This window comes from Prevotella sp. P4-51, assembly GCF_002251455.1.
In the GTDB taxonomy this organism is placed as follows: Bacteria; Bacteroidota; Bacteroidia; order Bacteroidales; family Bacteroidaceae; genus Prevotella.
In genome coordinates, this window is the sequence record NZ_NPJM01000007.1 from 1 (window position 1) to 15,715 (window position 15,715).

Sequence of the window (15,715 nt, forward strand, 5' to 3'; positions counted from 1 at the left end):
GTGGCTGTGCCGCCGATGATGGCTGCAGCCGGAACCAACAAAAAACGCCGCGGGGATGTTTTTTATCCGTTTTTTGTCCTTTTTATTATTAATAATGTGTAACTTTGTAATTCAAATAGGATATAACTTAAACATCAGAGCAATGAGATTAATTATCGAATCCGACTATGCGCAGCTGTCTCAGTGGGCTGCCAATCATGTCGTTGAACGTATCAACGCCGCTGCCCCTACAGCGGAGAAACCTTTTGTGTTGGGATTGCCTACGGGTTCTTCGCCCGAGGGTATGTATCGCTGCCTCGTAGAAGCCTACAAGGCTGGCAAAGTTAGCTTCAAGCATGTCATCACATTCAATATGGATGAGTATGTAGGACTGCCCGAGAGCCATCCCGAGAGTTACCACTCGTTCATGCGTCGCAACCTCTTCGACCACATCGACTGCCCCGCCGAGAATATCCACATTCTCAATGGCAACGCCGAAGACCTCGACGCCGAGTGCGCCCACTACGAGCAGATGATAGAGGAAGCAGGCGGTATCGACCTGTTCCTTGGCGGTATCGGACCTGACGGCCACATCGCTTTCAATGAGCCTTTCTCTTCACTCTCATCACGCACACGCATCAAGACACTTACTACAGATACCATCATCGCCAACAGCCGCTTCTTCGACAATGATGTCAACAAGGTGCCCAAGCACGCCCTCACCGTAGGCGTAGGCACTGTGCTGGCAGCCCGCGAGGTGATGATTCTCGTCAATGGTCACCACAAGTCGCGCGCCCTCCAGGCAGCTGTCGAAGGTCCCGTGACCCAGGCCTGGACCATCAGCGCCCTGCAGCAGCATCCCCATGCCATCATCGTAGCCGATGAGGCTGCCACCGAGGAGCTCAAGGTGGGTACTTACAAGTACTTCAAGGATATCGAGAAAGATAATTTATAAGAACTTCTATAACTGATAAGACAATGAGACTTAACTTAAGTTCGCAGATTGTATTCAACACAGTTCCCGAAGAGTTTTATAACCCCAAGACGGCCGTAGAGCGCTCCGAGATTACACGCGACGAACACATCCTCACCGACATCTATCCCACGGTGGATGAAGGTGCGCAGAAGATAGCCGATGCCATCGTGGCCGAAATCAAGGCCAAGGAATTGCTCGGCAAGTATTGTGTCTTAGGTATGGGTACAGGCCAGTCGCTGACCCCCGTATTCAACGAGTTGATAGACCGCTACGAGAAGAAGCTCGTCAGCTTCAAGAACGTGGTTATCTTCAACGCCTATGAGTTTTTCCCCCTCGCTGCCGACAGCCAGCACAGCACCATCAGCCAGCTCCGCCAGCGTCTGCTGAGCCACATCGACATTCCCGAGCAGAATGTCTATACCCTTGACGGTACCATCGCCCAGGAAGATGTGCAGAGCCAGTGCCGCCTCTATGAGCAGCGCATCCAGACCTTTGGCGGCATCGATGTGATGCTGCTCGGCGTAGGCCGTATGGGTAACATCGCTACCAACGAGCCCGGCTCTACCCTCACTTCTCAGGCCCGCCTCATCCTCATCGACGCCATCAGCCGCGAGGAGATGACGCTGAGCTTCGGCTCTCAGGAGCCTGTGCCTCCATGCTCTGTCACCCTGGGTATCGCCGACATCCTGGCTGCCCGCAAGGTGTTTATCACCGCATGGGGAGAGGAGAAGGCAGAGATTGTGCGCAGCATGGTCGAAGGCAAGATTAGCGACTCCATTCCCGCATCGTTCCTCCAGACCCACAACGATGCCCATGTGGTCATCGACCTTCCCGCCGCCGGCAAGCTCACCCGCATCATCCATCCCTGGTTGGTAGCCAGCTGCAAGTGGACCGACAAGCTCACCCGCGCTGCCCTCGTATGGCTCTGCCAGATTACTGGCAAGCCCATCCTCAAGCTCACCAACAAGGACTACAATGAGAACGGACTCTCCGAGCTGCTCGCCCTCTATGGTTCGGCTTACAATGCCAACATCAAGATATTCAATGACCTGCAGCACACCATCACCGGATGGCCTGGAGGCAAGCCCGACGCCGACGATACCTATCGCCCCGAGCGCGCCAAGCCATTCCCCAAGCGCGTCATTGTCTTCTCGCCCCATCCCGACGACGACGTCATCTCTATGGGTGGTACCATCCAGCGCCTCGTCAAGCAGGGTCACGACCTGCATGTAGCCTATGAGACCAGTGGCAACATTGCCGTGGGCGACGAGGAGGTGACACGCTTCATGCACTTCGTCAATGGTTACAACCAACTCTTCATGGACAGCAAGGACGAGGTCATCACCAAGATGTACAAGGACATCAAGAAGACACTCAAGAACAAGAAGGAGGGCGATGTAGATACTCCCGAGGTGCGTACCATCAAGGGCCTTATCCGCCGTGGTGAAGCCCGTACTGCATGTACTTACAACAATATACCTCTCGACCACGTTCACTTCCTTGATCTTCCGTTCTATGAGAGCGGCAAGATAGAGAAGCTCCCCATGACCGAGAAGGATGTTGAGATTGTACGCGAACTGCTCCGCAAGGTTCAGCCCCACGAGATATTTGTTGCCGGCGACCTGGCAGACCCCCACGGTACCCACCGCAAGTGTACCGACGCCGTCTTTGCAGCCATCGACGAAGAGAAGAACGCCGGTGCCGAGTGGCTCAAGGACTGCCGCATCTGGATGTACCGTGGTGCGTGGGCTGAATGGGAAATCGAGAACATCGAGATGTGTGTGCCCATGAGCCCCGAGGAACTCCGCGCCAAGCGCAACTCCATCCTCAAGCACTCTTCACAGATGGAGAGCGCTCCCTTCCTGGGCAACGACGAGCGCCTGTTCTGGCAGCGTGCCGAAGACCGCAACCGCGCCACTGCAGCTCTCTACGACTCGCTCGGACTGGCATGCTACGAGGCTATGGAGGCATTCGTAGAGTACAAGCCACTTTAACTGCAAGCACATTAACTTAACATAGAGGCAGCCTTTCTGTCATGGGCCACAGGCTCGGGCAGCAGAGGCTGCTTTTTTGTGCCCTCTCGGCAGCGCCCTTGCCGCCGATGGCGAAGCCCGTGGTCGCTGCTCTCGCCGTCAGCACAGCTTCCGTCGGGGTAAGGGTCTATGGGCGCGCGGCGATGCCAATGGCCCCTTATGGCATGATAGTTAACGTGTTTATGGTGTTAAAAAATGAAAAACCGGCCATTATTCCAGCCTTTATCACTACCTTTGCAAATCTGATTTTCAAATCCATCTGAATCAAACCTACCGGCTGGATGGCTGTAGAGCTCCTCTGCAAGGCTTCGACCATAATCGTATGGCGCATGGGCATGCCGCAGGAACCTCACTTTCCACCACTATTACCTATATCTATGTCGCAGTTTGCCATGTCCTCGATGGGGGAGATGGAGAGACCACTGCCGCTATACATGAATATATATATAACAACTAAATAGAATTTCAACAAGATGAACAAGCAACATTACATTAAGCCGGCGACCACTGTCTTCGCCGTACAGCCCCTCGCTATCCTCGCAGGAAGTGGCACTGGAAACATCACAGTACAAGGTGACGTCACAAGCGGTGATGAAGAAGATGTGTGGGAATAAGTAGACCCATGCTCCATAGGCAACAATACAACAGACAAGAACTAAGAATTAAGGAAAATGAAGAAGACATTATTGTTTTTGATAGCTGCTACAGCGATGATGATGACCGGTTGCAGCAACGACGATTTCGGCGGTGCCACCCAGGGCATGACCCTCAACGCCACTGTAGAACAGCCCGCTTCGCGAGCCACCATGGATGAAGGCGAGAAAGGCACCTATAAGTTCAGTTTTGCCGTCAACGACATGCTCAATGTGACCAACTCTCAGGTCGAATCTTATTATACATTTACCAAGCAGGGTGAGACTTTCACCTCTACCAATGCACAGACCACTACTGCGGCTGCCGACTGGTACGCCTATTTCCCTGGCAACACTGTCAATCTTGCAGGACAGACAGGTGATTTGGCTGGCGTAGCCAACTACTATGCCTGTGCTGGCAAGACCGCGTCTGCCACCACCGGCGCCGATGGCCTCAACATTAGGCTCACGCCCCAGGTAGCCATCCTGCGTATCAAGGTAGATAGCATCGCTTGCGACATCCAAGTAAAGACAAGCGACGACAAGTGGGTGTCTGGCCTCGAAGCTACCAAGGGTACTACAGAATTTACTGTGACGACCAGCAACTCCAAGGTTAGCCTGCTCACAAAGCCAGAACCCGGCACCTATTATATCGCAGTACCCGCAGGAGTGAAGATTGCCATCTACAATGGCGGAACCCTGGTCAGGGCCACCAAGGATAAAGGTCTCACAGCCGGCAAGTACTACAACCTGACCACCGGTCCAGTGAGCGGAAAGGTAGAAGCTACTATCGATGGTAAAAAAAGAGAGTTGGTAGATTGGGTACAGCTGTGGGCAGGCGGTCCTAAGTTTGCTACGAAGAATGTGGATGGAACAATGACATGGACTGATGCCAATGCAAATACTTTCTGGGAGGGCAATTGGAGAGTGCCTACCAAGGAAGAGATGAGTGGTCTTTTAGGAAAAGTTGATGGTGATATAACATTTACGACCAGTACCGTGAAAGTTGAGTATTTGCAAGAGAATAATGAATTTGGCTTCAAGTTTACTGGAGTTCAGCCAGGATATACTCGTAACAGCATATTCTTGCCATTGGTTAATGCTAAAAATTATGGTACAGAATTTTCTGGTAATTATTGGTCATCCTATCAGGATAATGAATCAAAATCCTGCTCCTGTTTGTCTCTTTACTATAATGTAAAGCCATATTTACAAACATTTATATTAACAACAGCTCATGGCGAGAATGCAAAATATGCAGTTAGACCCGTTCTCAAATAACCGATAATTAGATATACAGCGCAATAGTCGCTGAATAGGAAAAATAGAATAACAGCCCGAGACTGGTGCAGTAGCGCCGTGTCTCGGGCTGTCTCGTTTGTTGATGCATTGTGCCCTGGTACAGTCATCGCGAGCAGCTAAAGCCCCTCCCCAGCCCTCCCCAAGGGGCGGGAGTTCTATTCGGCTGTGTATTAACTAATTATAAAAACTCCCGCCCTTTGGGGAGGGTCGGGGAGGGGCTCGTTATGCAGCGCCTCTACCCTGGGTATATATATAATAAGGTGTAGCTACTCTGTAAGAGTTGCGATTAGCCGAAGGCGTTATACTCAATCTGATACTATCCACCTATCCATTTCTGCCCACCATCCTGCTGCGAGTAACGCCTACGGCTAATCGCAACACTTACAGCGTTGCCATGTTAGTGGGGCTGCTACCCAGGGTAGCGGACTTCGTCCGCAACCCTGGGCTGGGAAAGCGCAACTCCTACAGAGTTGCCAGGGGGCGTACCATGTTCCGATGTGTATGGTCAATATATATTTGGGCGTTTACTGGTGTTAGCCCATTGTGGATGTGACGCATCCAATGATGTTTGATTGTTTGGCCATTGGTGATGGTATGTTACCGTGGGTATTAAATGATTAGTCCATGGTGGATGGTGCGCACCCAATGGTATAATGATGTTAGCCCATCGTGGATGGTACACAGCCCCGGCAACTCTGTAGGAGTTGCGATTTCATAGCCCAGGGTTGAGGTGCGCAGCGCCTCTACCCTGGGTATATATATTAATAAGGTGTAGCTACTCTGTAAGAGTTGCGATTAGCCGAAGGCGTTACCTGCAGCAGGACATAATATAGGATGATATAAAAAACAAAAAGCCATGGAGACTGTTGTCGGCTTCGCCTTTTTGGGGGTGGCGGTGACGTCAGTCGGAAAACGAGTTTTCCTCTTTATCATCACCACCATCCCCAACGCCATGCTTTGCATGACGACAACAGCCGCCACGGTTCAAAAAGCGGCCGTTGGCCGTTCAAAAAGTCCGCCTTTGGCGGTAAAAAAACAGCTGATTGTAAGCCCCTCCCTAACCCTCCCCAAGGGGCGGGAATTCGTTCTCGTTGTGTTTGAGGAGGTTGTGGTGCACACCTTCCCCTTGGGGAAGGCTGGGATGGGGCCTTCATTTGGGCTTTTTCCTTCCTCGTGGGGGAAGGTTAGGATGGGGCCTGTGGTGGACGGGACGCACCCCCGGCAACTCTGAACCAACGGTCACCGGCGCGGCGCAGTGCGACGCGGAAAGGTAATGGAGTTGCGATTTCATAGCCCAGGGTTGAGGCGAGCAGCGCCTCTACCCTGGGTAAGAAACCCACCCTACTTAGCTACTCTGTAAGAGTTGCGGTTAGCCGAAGGCGTTACCACGGCAGGAAACAAGGTTTCAATTGCGGGATTAATCCATTAATAACTGCTTCTATTAGGGGTTGATATAAACACAAAAAGCCATGGCGGCTGTTGTCGGCTTCGCCTTTTTGTGGCTGTCGGTGACACCAGTCGGAAAACGAGTTTTCCTCCGTGTCGTCGCCGCCATCCCCAACGCCATGCTTTGCATGACGACAACAGCCGCCACGTTTCAAAAAGCGGCCAGTGGCCGTAAAAAAAGACCGCCTTTGGCGGTAAAAAAACAGCTGATTGTGTTATCCCATCTATATGACGCTACCGATAGATAATAAGGTAATCATTTTTTTGTACCGGCGCAGCCGGACTTTTTTTACCGCCAACGGCGGACTTTTTGTATTTGCGACTTTTCAGCCTGCCATCAGGCAGGCGCGGATGGGGGGTGACGGGGAATATCCGAGAGCTCGCTCTCGAGATATCTCCCGACACACACGGACGCATAGGGCGAAGCCCTGAAAAGCCACAAATCTTTTTGTATCTTCTTGGGATGGTATATTCAAGGAATATGGAAACACACACGAATAACAACGCATACACTAAGCGCATCCCCGACTGCCATCATCCTCACGGAGATGGACTTCATTTTGGTTTCGGGGTTGGAAATGACGGTTTCGCGGTGTGAAATCATTATATCGCGGTTTGCAATCATTATTTCGCACCTTGAAATCAACTTTACAATGCCTTCCGGCAACAATCCACTCGCTGCCACCACCATCCCACGCAACTCCACCACCATTCCGCGCAACTCCACCATCATCCCACGCAACTCCACCACCATTCCGCACACCACCAGCGGGTTGGGGGGCATCACGCCCATGCCGCTCCCCTGCTTCACGGCTATAGGGGTGGCTGTCAGCTGGTTATCGCTGCCACCCGTGCCGACGACGGCACCCACCGTCCTCGCCAACCCCTGCGTGGAGAGCGTAAAAATGAGGGCGGAGGCAATAAAATCGGGCACAAATACAATAAATCGGGCACCGACTGCGTTAATAATGTATATTATATAATATAACACGTACAAAATGATAGAATATATCAAGGGCGAGTTGACCGAACTCACCCCCGCCACGGCTGTGGTAGAAGCAGCCGGAGTGGGATATGCCCTCAACATCTCGCTCAATACCTACAGCACCATCCAAGGCAAGAAGGAGGTGAAGCTCTACGTACACGAAAACCTCGTGACCGGCGGCCGCGACGACGCCTATACACTCTACGGCTTTGCCTCTCGCCAGGAGCGCGACCTCTACCGACTGCTCATCACCGTATCGGGAGTGGGCGCCAACACGGCGCGCATGATACTCTCGGCATCGTCGCCATCGGAGCTCTGCAACGCCATCGCCTCTGCCGACGAGCGCATGCTGAAAGCCGTCAAGGGCATCGGACTGAAAACCGCACAGCGCATCATCGTTGACCTCAAGGACAAAATCGTGCAGATGGGCATCGCCACCGAGCTGCACGCCTCGACCTCTACCGCACCCTCTATTGACATGGGCGTGAGAGACGAGGCTGTGAGCGCCCTTACCATGCTGGGCTTCGCTCCGGCTCCCTCTGCCAAGATTGTGGCTGCCATCCTGCAAGACGAGCCCACCATGCCCGTGGAGCAGGTGGTCAAGCTGGCGCTCAAACAGATAAAGTAAACCCATGCAAAGGCAGAAGATAAGACACTGGATAAAGTTGGCATTAATCATGATACCTATGGTTTCGACCATAGGCTATGCCTCTGTGCCCTATCTTCAGAGCCGCAAGACCGTGCGCCCCGCCCGACAGCAGCAGGGCACGAAAGCCACGACACCCACCGACACCGTGCCACGCATCAAGGCTGCGGCGCAGCCCATAGCCATCGACGAGGACACCATACCCGACTCGCTGCTCCACCCGCGCTGGAAGATACAGCGCACCACGGCGCTCACGATAGACGACTACCGTCTGCCCGCCGCCGACCTGAAACGCCCCGACAACCTGAACCAGCAGGTGGTCTACAACGACACACTCGACTGCTACATGATAGGCACGCGCATCGGCAGCGTGTGGCTCGAGGCGCCCATCATCATGACGCCCGAGGAGTATCGCCGATGGAGCGAGCGCCAGGCGCGCAACCGCTATTACCGCGACAAGAACGACGAGGTGTACCAGGCCAAGGGCAAGGAGAAGTTTGACTTCACCGACATGCACTTCGACCTGGGACCCGCCGAGAAGATATTCGGCCCCGGCGGCGTGCGCATCAAGACACAGGGAAGCGCCGAACTCAAGTTGGGCGCCACGCTCAAGAACATAGACAACCCCAGTCTGCCCATCCGCAACCGCAAGACCACTACCATAGATTTCGACGAGAAGATCAACCTCAATGTCAACGGCAAGGTGGGCGACAAGGTCAACATGAACCTCAACTACAACACCGACGCCACCTTCGACTACGACGCCCAGAACCTGAAGCTCAAGTATGAAGGCAAGGAGGACGAAATCATCAAGCTGGTCGAGGCGGGCAACGTGACCTTCCCCTCCAACTCGTCGCTCATCAAGGGAGCCAGCTCGCTCTTCGGTCTGCGCACCGACCTGCAGTTTGGCCGCCTCAAGCTGCAGCTCGTCGCCTCGCAGAAGAAGAGCAACACCAGCAGCGTCTCCGCCAAGGGCGGCATCCAGCTCACGCCGTTTGAAATCAACGTCGCCAACTATGAGGAGAACATGCACTTCTTCCTCTCCCAATACTTCCGAAGCAAGTATGACGCTGCCATGCGCACATTGCCCAACATGACGACCGGCATCACCATCAACCGCGTCGAGATATGGGTGACCAACAAGAGCGGCGTGGCTACCAACACGCGCAACATCGTGGCGCTGACCGACCTGGGCGAAAACAAGAAGGTGAGCAACACGATGTGGACGCCCACCGGACAGCCCGTGCCTGCCAACAGCGCCAACAGCGAGTATCAGACCATGACCACCACCTATGCCGCCGCCCGCGACATCGACGCCGTCAACTCTACCCTCGACGGGGCAGGACTCGTGGGTGGCGTGGACTATGAGAAACTGGAGAGCGCGCGACTGCTGTCGCCGTCGGAGTACACGCTCAACCAGTCGCTCGGCTATATATCGCTGCGCTCTACACTCCAGACCGACCAGGTGCTGGCTGTGGCTTACGAGTACACCTACGGCGGCGTGACCTACCAGGTGGGCGAGTTTGCCTCTGACGTGACCGATGTCAAGAAGGCACTCTTTGTCAAGTCGCTCAAGAACACCAGCAACAACCCGACGCAGGGCAACTGGGACCTGATGATGAAAAACGTGTACAGCCTGGCCTCCAGCGTGGAGAAAGAGAAGTTCCGCCTCGATGTGAAGTTCCAGAGCGATACCGCCGGCGTCTATCTCAACTACATCCCTGAAACCCAGGTCAAGGAGACGCCCATCATCCGTGTGCTCGGCGCCGACCGTCTGGACAACAACAACAAGCCCAACCCCAACGGCTACTTCGACTTCGTGGAAGGCTACACCGTGAGCAACGGCCGCGTCTTCTTCCCATGCACCGAGCCCTTCGGTTCTTACCTCTACAACTACCTCGTGGCCAAGGGCGTAGCCCCCGACCGCGCCAAGCGCTACGCCTTCACCGAGCTCTATGATACCACCAAGACGGTGGCACGGCAGATAGCCGAGAAGAACAAGTATATACTCACGGGACAGTTCAAAGGCAGCGCATCGGGCGTCATCTCGCTCGGCGCCTACAACGTACCACAAGGCTCGGTGGTGGTAACCGCCGGCGGAGTGACCCTCACCGAGGGCAGCGACTACACCGTGGACTACAGCGCGGGCGAAGTGACCATCCTGAACCAAAGTCTGATAGATGCAGGGACGCAGATTAACGTCTCTCTCGAGAGTCAGTCGGACTACGGACAGCAACGCAAGACGATGTTTGGCCTCAACTGGGAGTACAACTTCAACAAGAACCTGCAGCTCAGCGGTACCGTGCAGCACCTCACCGAACAGGCGCTCACCAGCAAGGTCAATATGGGCACCGAACCGCTCAACAACACGCTCTGGGGCGTGAACCTCAACTGGAAGAAGGAAAGCCAGTGGCTCACCAATATGCTCGACAAGATTCCATTCCTGCATGTGACGCAGCCATCTCAAATCTCCTTCAACGCCGAGTTTGCCCAGCTCATCGCCGGACAGAGCCACGGCACCCAGGACAACGCGTCATATCTCGACGATTTTGAAAACTCCACGAGCAAGATAGACATCTCCACGCCCTCATCGTGGATTATCTCGAGCGTGCCGTCGTCCATTCCCAACTTCAACGACAAGACTACGCTCCGCAGTGGCTACGACCGCTCGCTGCTGGCATGGTACAACATCGACCCGCTATTCACCCGACGCAGCAGCTCGCTCACCCCAGCCCACATCAAGAGCGACCTCGAGCAGCTCTCCAACCACTATGTGCGCGAGGTGCTGGTCAACGAACTCTACCCAAACCGCGACCAGAGCAGCTACAATGGCGTCATCTCTACCCTGCCTATCCTCAACCTCGCTTACTACCCCACTGAGCGCGGTCCTTATAACTTCAACCCCGACCTCACCGCCGACGGCCGGCTGCGCAACCCCAAAGACAAGTGGGGAGGCATGATGCGCAAGCTCAACACCAATGATTTCGAGGCAGCCAACATCGAGTATGTAGAGTTCTGGCTCATGGACCCGTTTGTCTACACCAACCGCCAGGCCGACGCCAATGAGTATGGCGGCGACTTCTATATCAATCTGGGTGAGGTGAGTGAGGATGTGCTGCGCGACGGCAAGAAATTCTATGAGAGCGGCATGCCGGTAGACGGTTCACAGTCATTTGTCAACACGCAATGGGGCAAGGTACCCACCCAGGCCAACGTGACCTACGCCTTTGCCACCTCGCCGGGTAGCCGTGCGCTCCAGGATGTGGGCTTCAACGGTCTGCGCGACGAGGAAGAGCGCCAGTTTGAGACCTATCAGCAGTTTCTGCAGGAGGCAAGGGCAAAGGTGAGCCCCGAGGTGTTTGACTCTATCCAGGCCGACCCTGCCAATGACAACTACCACTACTTCCGCGGCACCGATTTCGACAAAGCCAAGACCTCGATACTCGAACGCTACAAGCGCATCAACAACCCCCAGGGCAACTCGCCCGACTCCGAGAGCCGCACTGAGGGCTACGACACCTCCTACAAGACCACGCCCGATGTCGAGGACATCAACCAGGACTACACCCTCAATGAGTATGAGAAATACTACCAGTACCACGTCTCGCTGCGTCCGCAGGACATGGCTGTAGGCCGCAACCACATCGTAGACTGCCGTGAAGCGGCTGTCCCACTGCGCAACGGCACCACCGAGAAGGTCATGTGGTACCAGTTCCGTATCCCCCTCAGCGACTACGAAGACCGCGTGGGTTCCATCTCCGACTTCACCAGCATGCGCTTCATGCGTATGTATCTCCGCGGGTTCAGCCGCCCCATCGTGCTGCGCTTCGGCAGTCTCGACCTGGTCAAGGGCGAGTGGCGTACGTACGACCAGCCGCTCGACGGAGTCGCTTCGTCGTCGGGAAAGATGGCAGTAAGCTCTATCAACATCGAGGAAAACAACGACAAGTCGCCCGTCAACTATGTGCTGCCACCGGGCATAAACCGCGCACAGGACCCCACGCAGCCACAGCTGGTAGAGGCCAACGAGCAGGCACTCAACATGGTCGTAACCAATCTGGGCAACAACGAGTCAAAGGCGGTCTACAAGAATACCAACCTCGACCTGCGTCAGTATCGTCGCCTGCAGATGTTTGTCCATGCCAACGCGATGGAGCAGAACACCACCAGCCTCGCCGATGACCAGATAGCCGTCTTCATCCGTGTGGGCAGCGACTACAAGACCAACTACTACGAGTACGAAATCCCCCTGAAGCTCACCGAAGCGGGTCACTACGACCGCTACTCACGCTCCGACTGCGAGCGGGTATGGCCCCAGGCTAATATGTTTGACTTCCCGCTGAGCATCTTCACCCGTGTCAAGAAGGAGCGCAATATCGCCAAGGCACAGGGCACAGCTTCATACTCGCGCGTGTTCTCAGTCTACGACGCCGACCACCCTGCCAACCGCGTAAGCATCGTGGGCAACCCCACCCTGGGCGAGGTGAAAACGATGATGATAGGCGTGCGCAACAAGTCGGGCAACCACAAGTCGGCAGAGGTGTGGGTCAACGAGCTGCGACTCAAGGAGTACAACAACGGAGGCGGATGGGCGGCACAGGGCAACCTCAACGTGCAGCTCTCTGACCTGGGTACGGTCAATATGCAGGGCCGCTACATGTCGGAAGGCTTCGGCGGACTGGAGGAGGGCGTCAGCCAGCGCTCTACCGATGACTACAAGACCTACAGCATAACCACCAACCTGGAGCTGGGCAAGTTCTTCCCCGACAAAGCCAAGGTGAGCATACCGCTCTACTACTCGGTGACCAAGGAGGAGACCTCGCCCAAGTACAACCCGCTCGATACCGACATGCTGCTCAAGGATGCGCTCGACGCTGCCGGCTCCAAACAGGAGCGAGACTCTATCAAGAGCATCGCGGTGACCAAGACGACAAGCACCAACTTCTCGCTGTCGAACGTAAGGGTAGACATACAGAACAAGAGACACCCGCTGCCGATAGACCCAGCCAACTTCTCACTGTCCTACAGCCACTCCCACCGCGAGACCAACGGCGAGACGACGGTCTATGAGAAGGAAGACAACTGGCGAGGGGCGCTCAACTACAACTGGACGCCGATATTCAAGGCGTGGGAGCCGTTCCGCTCAATCAAGAACAGGTCGAAGTGGCTCGATATCATCAAGAAGTTCGGACTCAACTGGCTCCCGCAGAACGTGGGGTTCAACACCGAGATAACACGCAACTACTACGAGCTGCAGGAGCGCGACATGGAAGACCTCGGAGGCGGACAGCTGCCGCTGACCTTCAGCTCGCAGTTTCTCTGGAACCGTGATTTCACCCTGAGATGGGATCTTACACGCAATCTGCACATGAACTTCCAGAGTGCCACGCACGCTGAAATCGAAGAGCCCTACGCTCCCGTCAACAAGGAACGCTATCCCGACGAGTACGCCCAGTGGAAAGACTCTGTCAGAACGAGTCTGCGCCACATGGGAACGCCGCTCGACTACAGCCAGAACTTCACCCTGTCGTACCAGGTGCCACTCAACCTCATCCCGATACTCGACTGGACCAATGTCAACGCTACCTACAACGCCACCTACAACTGGGTGCGCGGCACGGCGCTCGACGACGGCACCTCGCTGGGCAACAACATCGTGAGCAACCGTGACCTCAATGTCAACGGAACCTTCAACATGGAGCGGCTGTACAACCACATCCCCTTCCTGAAGAAGGTCAACGACAAGTTCAGACGCGAGAAGAGCCGCTCGCAGATAGAGCGCGAGAAAAAGGAAAAGCAGCGACAGCGCGAGACGCTCAAGAAGCAGGCTGCCAACGGCAAGGACGGCAACGCAGAGAAGCAGAAGAAAGAACTGCCCAAGAACCGACGCAGCTATGAGCGCGAGCTGACGCTCACGCCCGACACCACGCTGCTCATAAGCCACGGCAAGCGCACACGACGTATCGACGTGAGCGCCAAGACCAAGGACGGCAAGAACATCGCCATAAAATATAAAAAGGTGGGTGATAACCAAATCAAGATATTCAGCAAGGTCGACACGCTCACCAAAATCAAGCTGACGGTGACCCCGCGCGAACCGCTCGAGGACAAGGGCTGGTACAAGACGGCTCAGTCGGTAGCCCGCGTGATGATGATGGTGCGCAACGTGAGCCTCAGCTACCGCAACAACTACTCGCTCTCGCTGCCGGGATTTATGCCTACCGTGGGCAATGCGCTCGGACAGACGCGCGGGTACGGACTCCTGTCGCCAGGACTCGACTTCGCCTTTGGCATGATAGACGACAGCTACATCGACAAGGCCAAGCGCAACGACTGGCTGCTCATGAGCGACTCGGTGGCCACGCCCGCCACCACCAACCTGACCGAGGATGTGCAGCTGAGACTCACCCTCGAGCCAGTGTGCAACCTGAAGATAGACCTCGTGGCAAACCGCACCGAGAGCCGTGCCAAGAGCATACAGTACATGTATCGGGGCAACCCCACCACACAGAGCGGCACATTCACGATGACTACCATCTCGCTCAAGGGCGCCCTGAGCGGCATAGGCGAAGCCACCAACGGTTTCCACTCGCCCACATTTGAGAAGTTCTGCAACTCGCTCGACGCCTTCCGTGACCGCGTCGAAGCCCAGTATTCCGGTGCGGTCTACCCCGCCGGCACCTCGCTCGCGGGAAAGACCTTCGACCCCGCCAACGGCGGCGTAAACCGCTACAGTGCCGATGTCATGGTGCCCGCGTTCCTCTCTGCCTATACCAGCATGGGCAGCGGACTCGACATATTCCCATCGCTGGCGCGCATGTTGCCCAACTGGACGGTGCGCTACAGCGGACTGGCTAAGTTGCCTTGGTTCAGGGATGTGTTCAAGAGCTTCAACATCAACCACGCCTACCGCAGCGTCTACGCCGTGGGAGCCTACAGCACTTACAGCACCTTCCAGGAGTATATGAACGGGCTGGGCTTCGTCAACGAGACGACCACGGGAGCGCCCACGCCCAGCAGCATGTTCAACGTGTCGAGCGTCAGCATCAACGAGGCGTTCTCGCCCCTGCTCGGAGTAGACATGACATTTGAAAACAACCTCACCGCGAAGGTGGAATATCGCACTACGCGTGTGCTCAACCTGAGTATGACGAGCGTGCAGCTCAACGAGGCACTGAGCAGAGACTGGGTATTAGGATTGGGCTATCGCATCAACAACTTCAAGCTCTTCGGCGACCGCAATATGCGTAAGATTAAGGGCAGAGGCAACCGCAACAAGACGCTGTCGACCACTGCAGCAGCGGTAAGCAGCCGGAGTGGCACCAACAACGACCTCAACCTGCGTCTCGACTTGAGCTACCGACGCCAGGCGAGCATCAGCCGCGATATAGCCACCATCAGCAGCTATGCCAGCAGCGGCAACACGGCATTCAAGCTGAGCTTCATGGCAGACTATACCCTCTCCCGCCTGCTCACGATGAGCTTCTATTACGACCGACAGACCAACACACCGCTGTTGGCAAACAACAGTTTCCCCACCACCACCAGAGATTTCGGATTGAGCATCAAGTTCAGTTTGACGAGGTAAAAGAGAAGCGGAAGAGCACCTCCTCGACCCACAGAACGCCCCTACCCGGCTCACGCAAAGCCCCTCCCCAACCCTCCCCAAGGGGCGGGAGTTCTTTATAATTAGTTAATACACAGACGGATAGAGCT

The 15,715-nt window shown here is 55.3% G+C and carries 10 protein-coding genes; 9 read left to right on the forward strand and 1 reads right to left on the reverse strand.

The window, feature by feature from the left end; translation table 11 throughout:
• Positions 1 to 142 precede the first annotated feature (142 nt).
• The 7 genes from nagB to CIK94_RS00465 all read left to right on the forward strand — a co-directional run bounded on the left by nagB (position 143) and on the right by CIK94_RS00465 (position 6,616).
• Positions 143 to 934: a glucosamine-6-phosphate deaminase gene (nagB, locus tag CIK94_RS00435; RefSeq protein WP_094420652.1), complete on the forward strand. Its 792-nt coding sequence runs from the start codon at positions 143 to 145 to the stop codon at positions 932 to 934.
• Between the two features lie 23 nt (positions 935 to 957).
• Positions 958 to 2,949: a glucosamine-6-phosphate deaminase gene (locus CIK94_RS00440; RefSeq protein ID WP_094420654.1), complete on the forward strand. Its 1,992-nt coding sequence runs from the start codon at positions 958 to 960 to the stop codon at positions 2,947 to 2,949.
• 41 nt (positions 2,950 to 2,990) lie between these two features.
• Positions 2,991 to 3,251 (forward strand): hypothetical protein, encoded by a 261-nt coding sequence (locus CIK94_RS00445; RefSeq protein WP_094385480.1) that lies wholly within the window; start codon positions 2,991 to 2,993, stop codon positions 3,249 to 3,251.
• 210 nt (positions 3,252 to 3,461) lie between these two features.
• Positions 3,462 to 3,602: a hypothetical protein gene (locus tag CIK94_RS14245; protein WP_158214739.1), complete on the forward strand. Its 141-nt coding sequence runs from the start codon at positions 3,462 to 3,464 to the stop codon at positions 3,600 to 3,602.
• Between the two features lie 57 nt (positions 3,603 to 3,659).
• Positions 3,660 to 4,901 (forward strand): hypothetical protein, encoded by a 1,242-nt coding sequence (locus tag CIK94_RS00455; protein WP_144008251.1) that lies wholly within the window; start codon positions 3,660 to 3,662, stop codon positions 4,899 to 4,901.
• An 877-nt stretch (positions 4,902 to 5,778) separates the two neighbouring features.
• Positions 5,779 to 6,153 carry a hypothetical protein gene (locus CIK94_RS00460; protein ID WP_094420660.1) on the forward strand — a complete coding sequence of 125 codons (375 nt, stop codon included), beginning with the start codon at positions 5,779 to 5,781 and terminating at the stop codon, positions 6,151 to 6,153.
• Positions 6,154 to 6,391: 238 nt separating this feature from the next.
• Complete coding sequence (locus CIK94_RS00465) at positions 6,392 to 6,616, forward strand: hypothetical protein (RefSeq protein WP_094420662.1); 225 nt, start codon at positions 6,392 to 6,394, stop codon at positions 6,614 to 6,616.
• Between the two features lie 224 nt (positions 6,617 to 6,840).
• On the opposite strand, the gene CIK94_RS14250 is transcribed toward CIK94_RS00465, so the two are convergent.
• The gene (locus CIK94_RS14250) at positions 6,841 to 7,302 is read right to left on the reverse strand and encodes a hypothetical protein (RefSeq protein ID WP_216821919.1); all 462 of its coding nucleotides are present in this window, start codon (positions 7,300 to 7,302) and stop codon (positions 6,841 to 6,843) included.
• Between the two features lie 64 nt (positions 7,303 to 7,366).
• Between CIK94_RS14250 and ruvA the strand changes: the two genes are divergently transcribed.
• Together ruvA and sprA are read left to right on the forward strand one after the other, a co-directional pair.
• Positions 7,367 to 7,981 carry a Holliday junction branch migration protein RuvA gene (ruvA, locus tag CIK94_RS00475; RefSeq protein ID WP_022310237.1) on the forward strand — a complete coding sequence of 205 codons (615 nt, stop codon included), beginning with the start codon at positions 7,367 to 7,369 and terminating at the stop codon, positions 7,979 to 7,981.
• Between the two features lie 4 nt (positions 7,982 to 7,985).
• Entirely contained in the window at positions 7,986 to 15,587 is a 7,602-nt protein-coding gene (gene sprA / locus CIK94_RS00480; protein WP_254046109.1) for a cell surface protein SprA, read from the forward strand.
• The last annotated feature ends 128 nt before the right edge of the window (positions 15,588 to 15,715 follow it).

Coding starts and splice junctions, on each gene's coding strand:
- nagB (WP_094420652.1), top strand. CDS start 143: ATGAGATTAATTATCGAATCCGACTATGCGCAGCTGTCTCAGTGGGCT.
- CIK94_RS14245 (WP_158214739.1), top strand. CDS start 3,462: ATGAACAAGCAACATTACATTAAGCCGGCGACCACTGTCTTCGCCGTA.
- CIK94_RS00465 (WP_094420662.1), top strand. CDS start 6,392: ATGGCGGCTGTTGTCGGCTTCGCCTTTTTGTGGCTGTCGGTGACACCA.
- ruvA (WP_022310237.1), top strand. CDS start 7,367: ATGATAGAATATATCAAGGGCGAGTTGACCGAACTCACCCCCGCCACG.
- CIK94_RS00440 (WP_094420654.1), top strand. CDS start 958: ATGAGACTTAACTTAAGTTCGCAGATTGTATTCAACACAGTTCCCGAA.
- CIK94_RS00460 (WP_094420660.1), top strand. CDS start 5,779: ATGGAGACTGTTGTCGGCTTCGCCTTTTTGGGGGTGGCGGTGACGTCA.
- CIK94_RS00445 (WP_094385480.1), top strand. CDS start 2,991: ATGGGCCACAGGCTCGGGCAGCAGAGGCTGCTTTTTTGTGCCCTCTCG.
- sprA (WP_254046109.1), top strand. CDS start 7,986: ATGCAAAGGCAGAAGATAAGACACTGGATAAAGTTGGCATTAATCATG.
- CIK94_RS00455 (WP_144008251.1), top strand. CDS start 3,660: ATGAAGAAGACATTATTGTTTTTGATAGCTGCTACAGCGATGATGATG.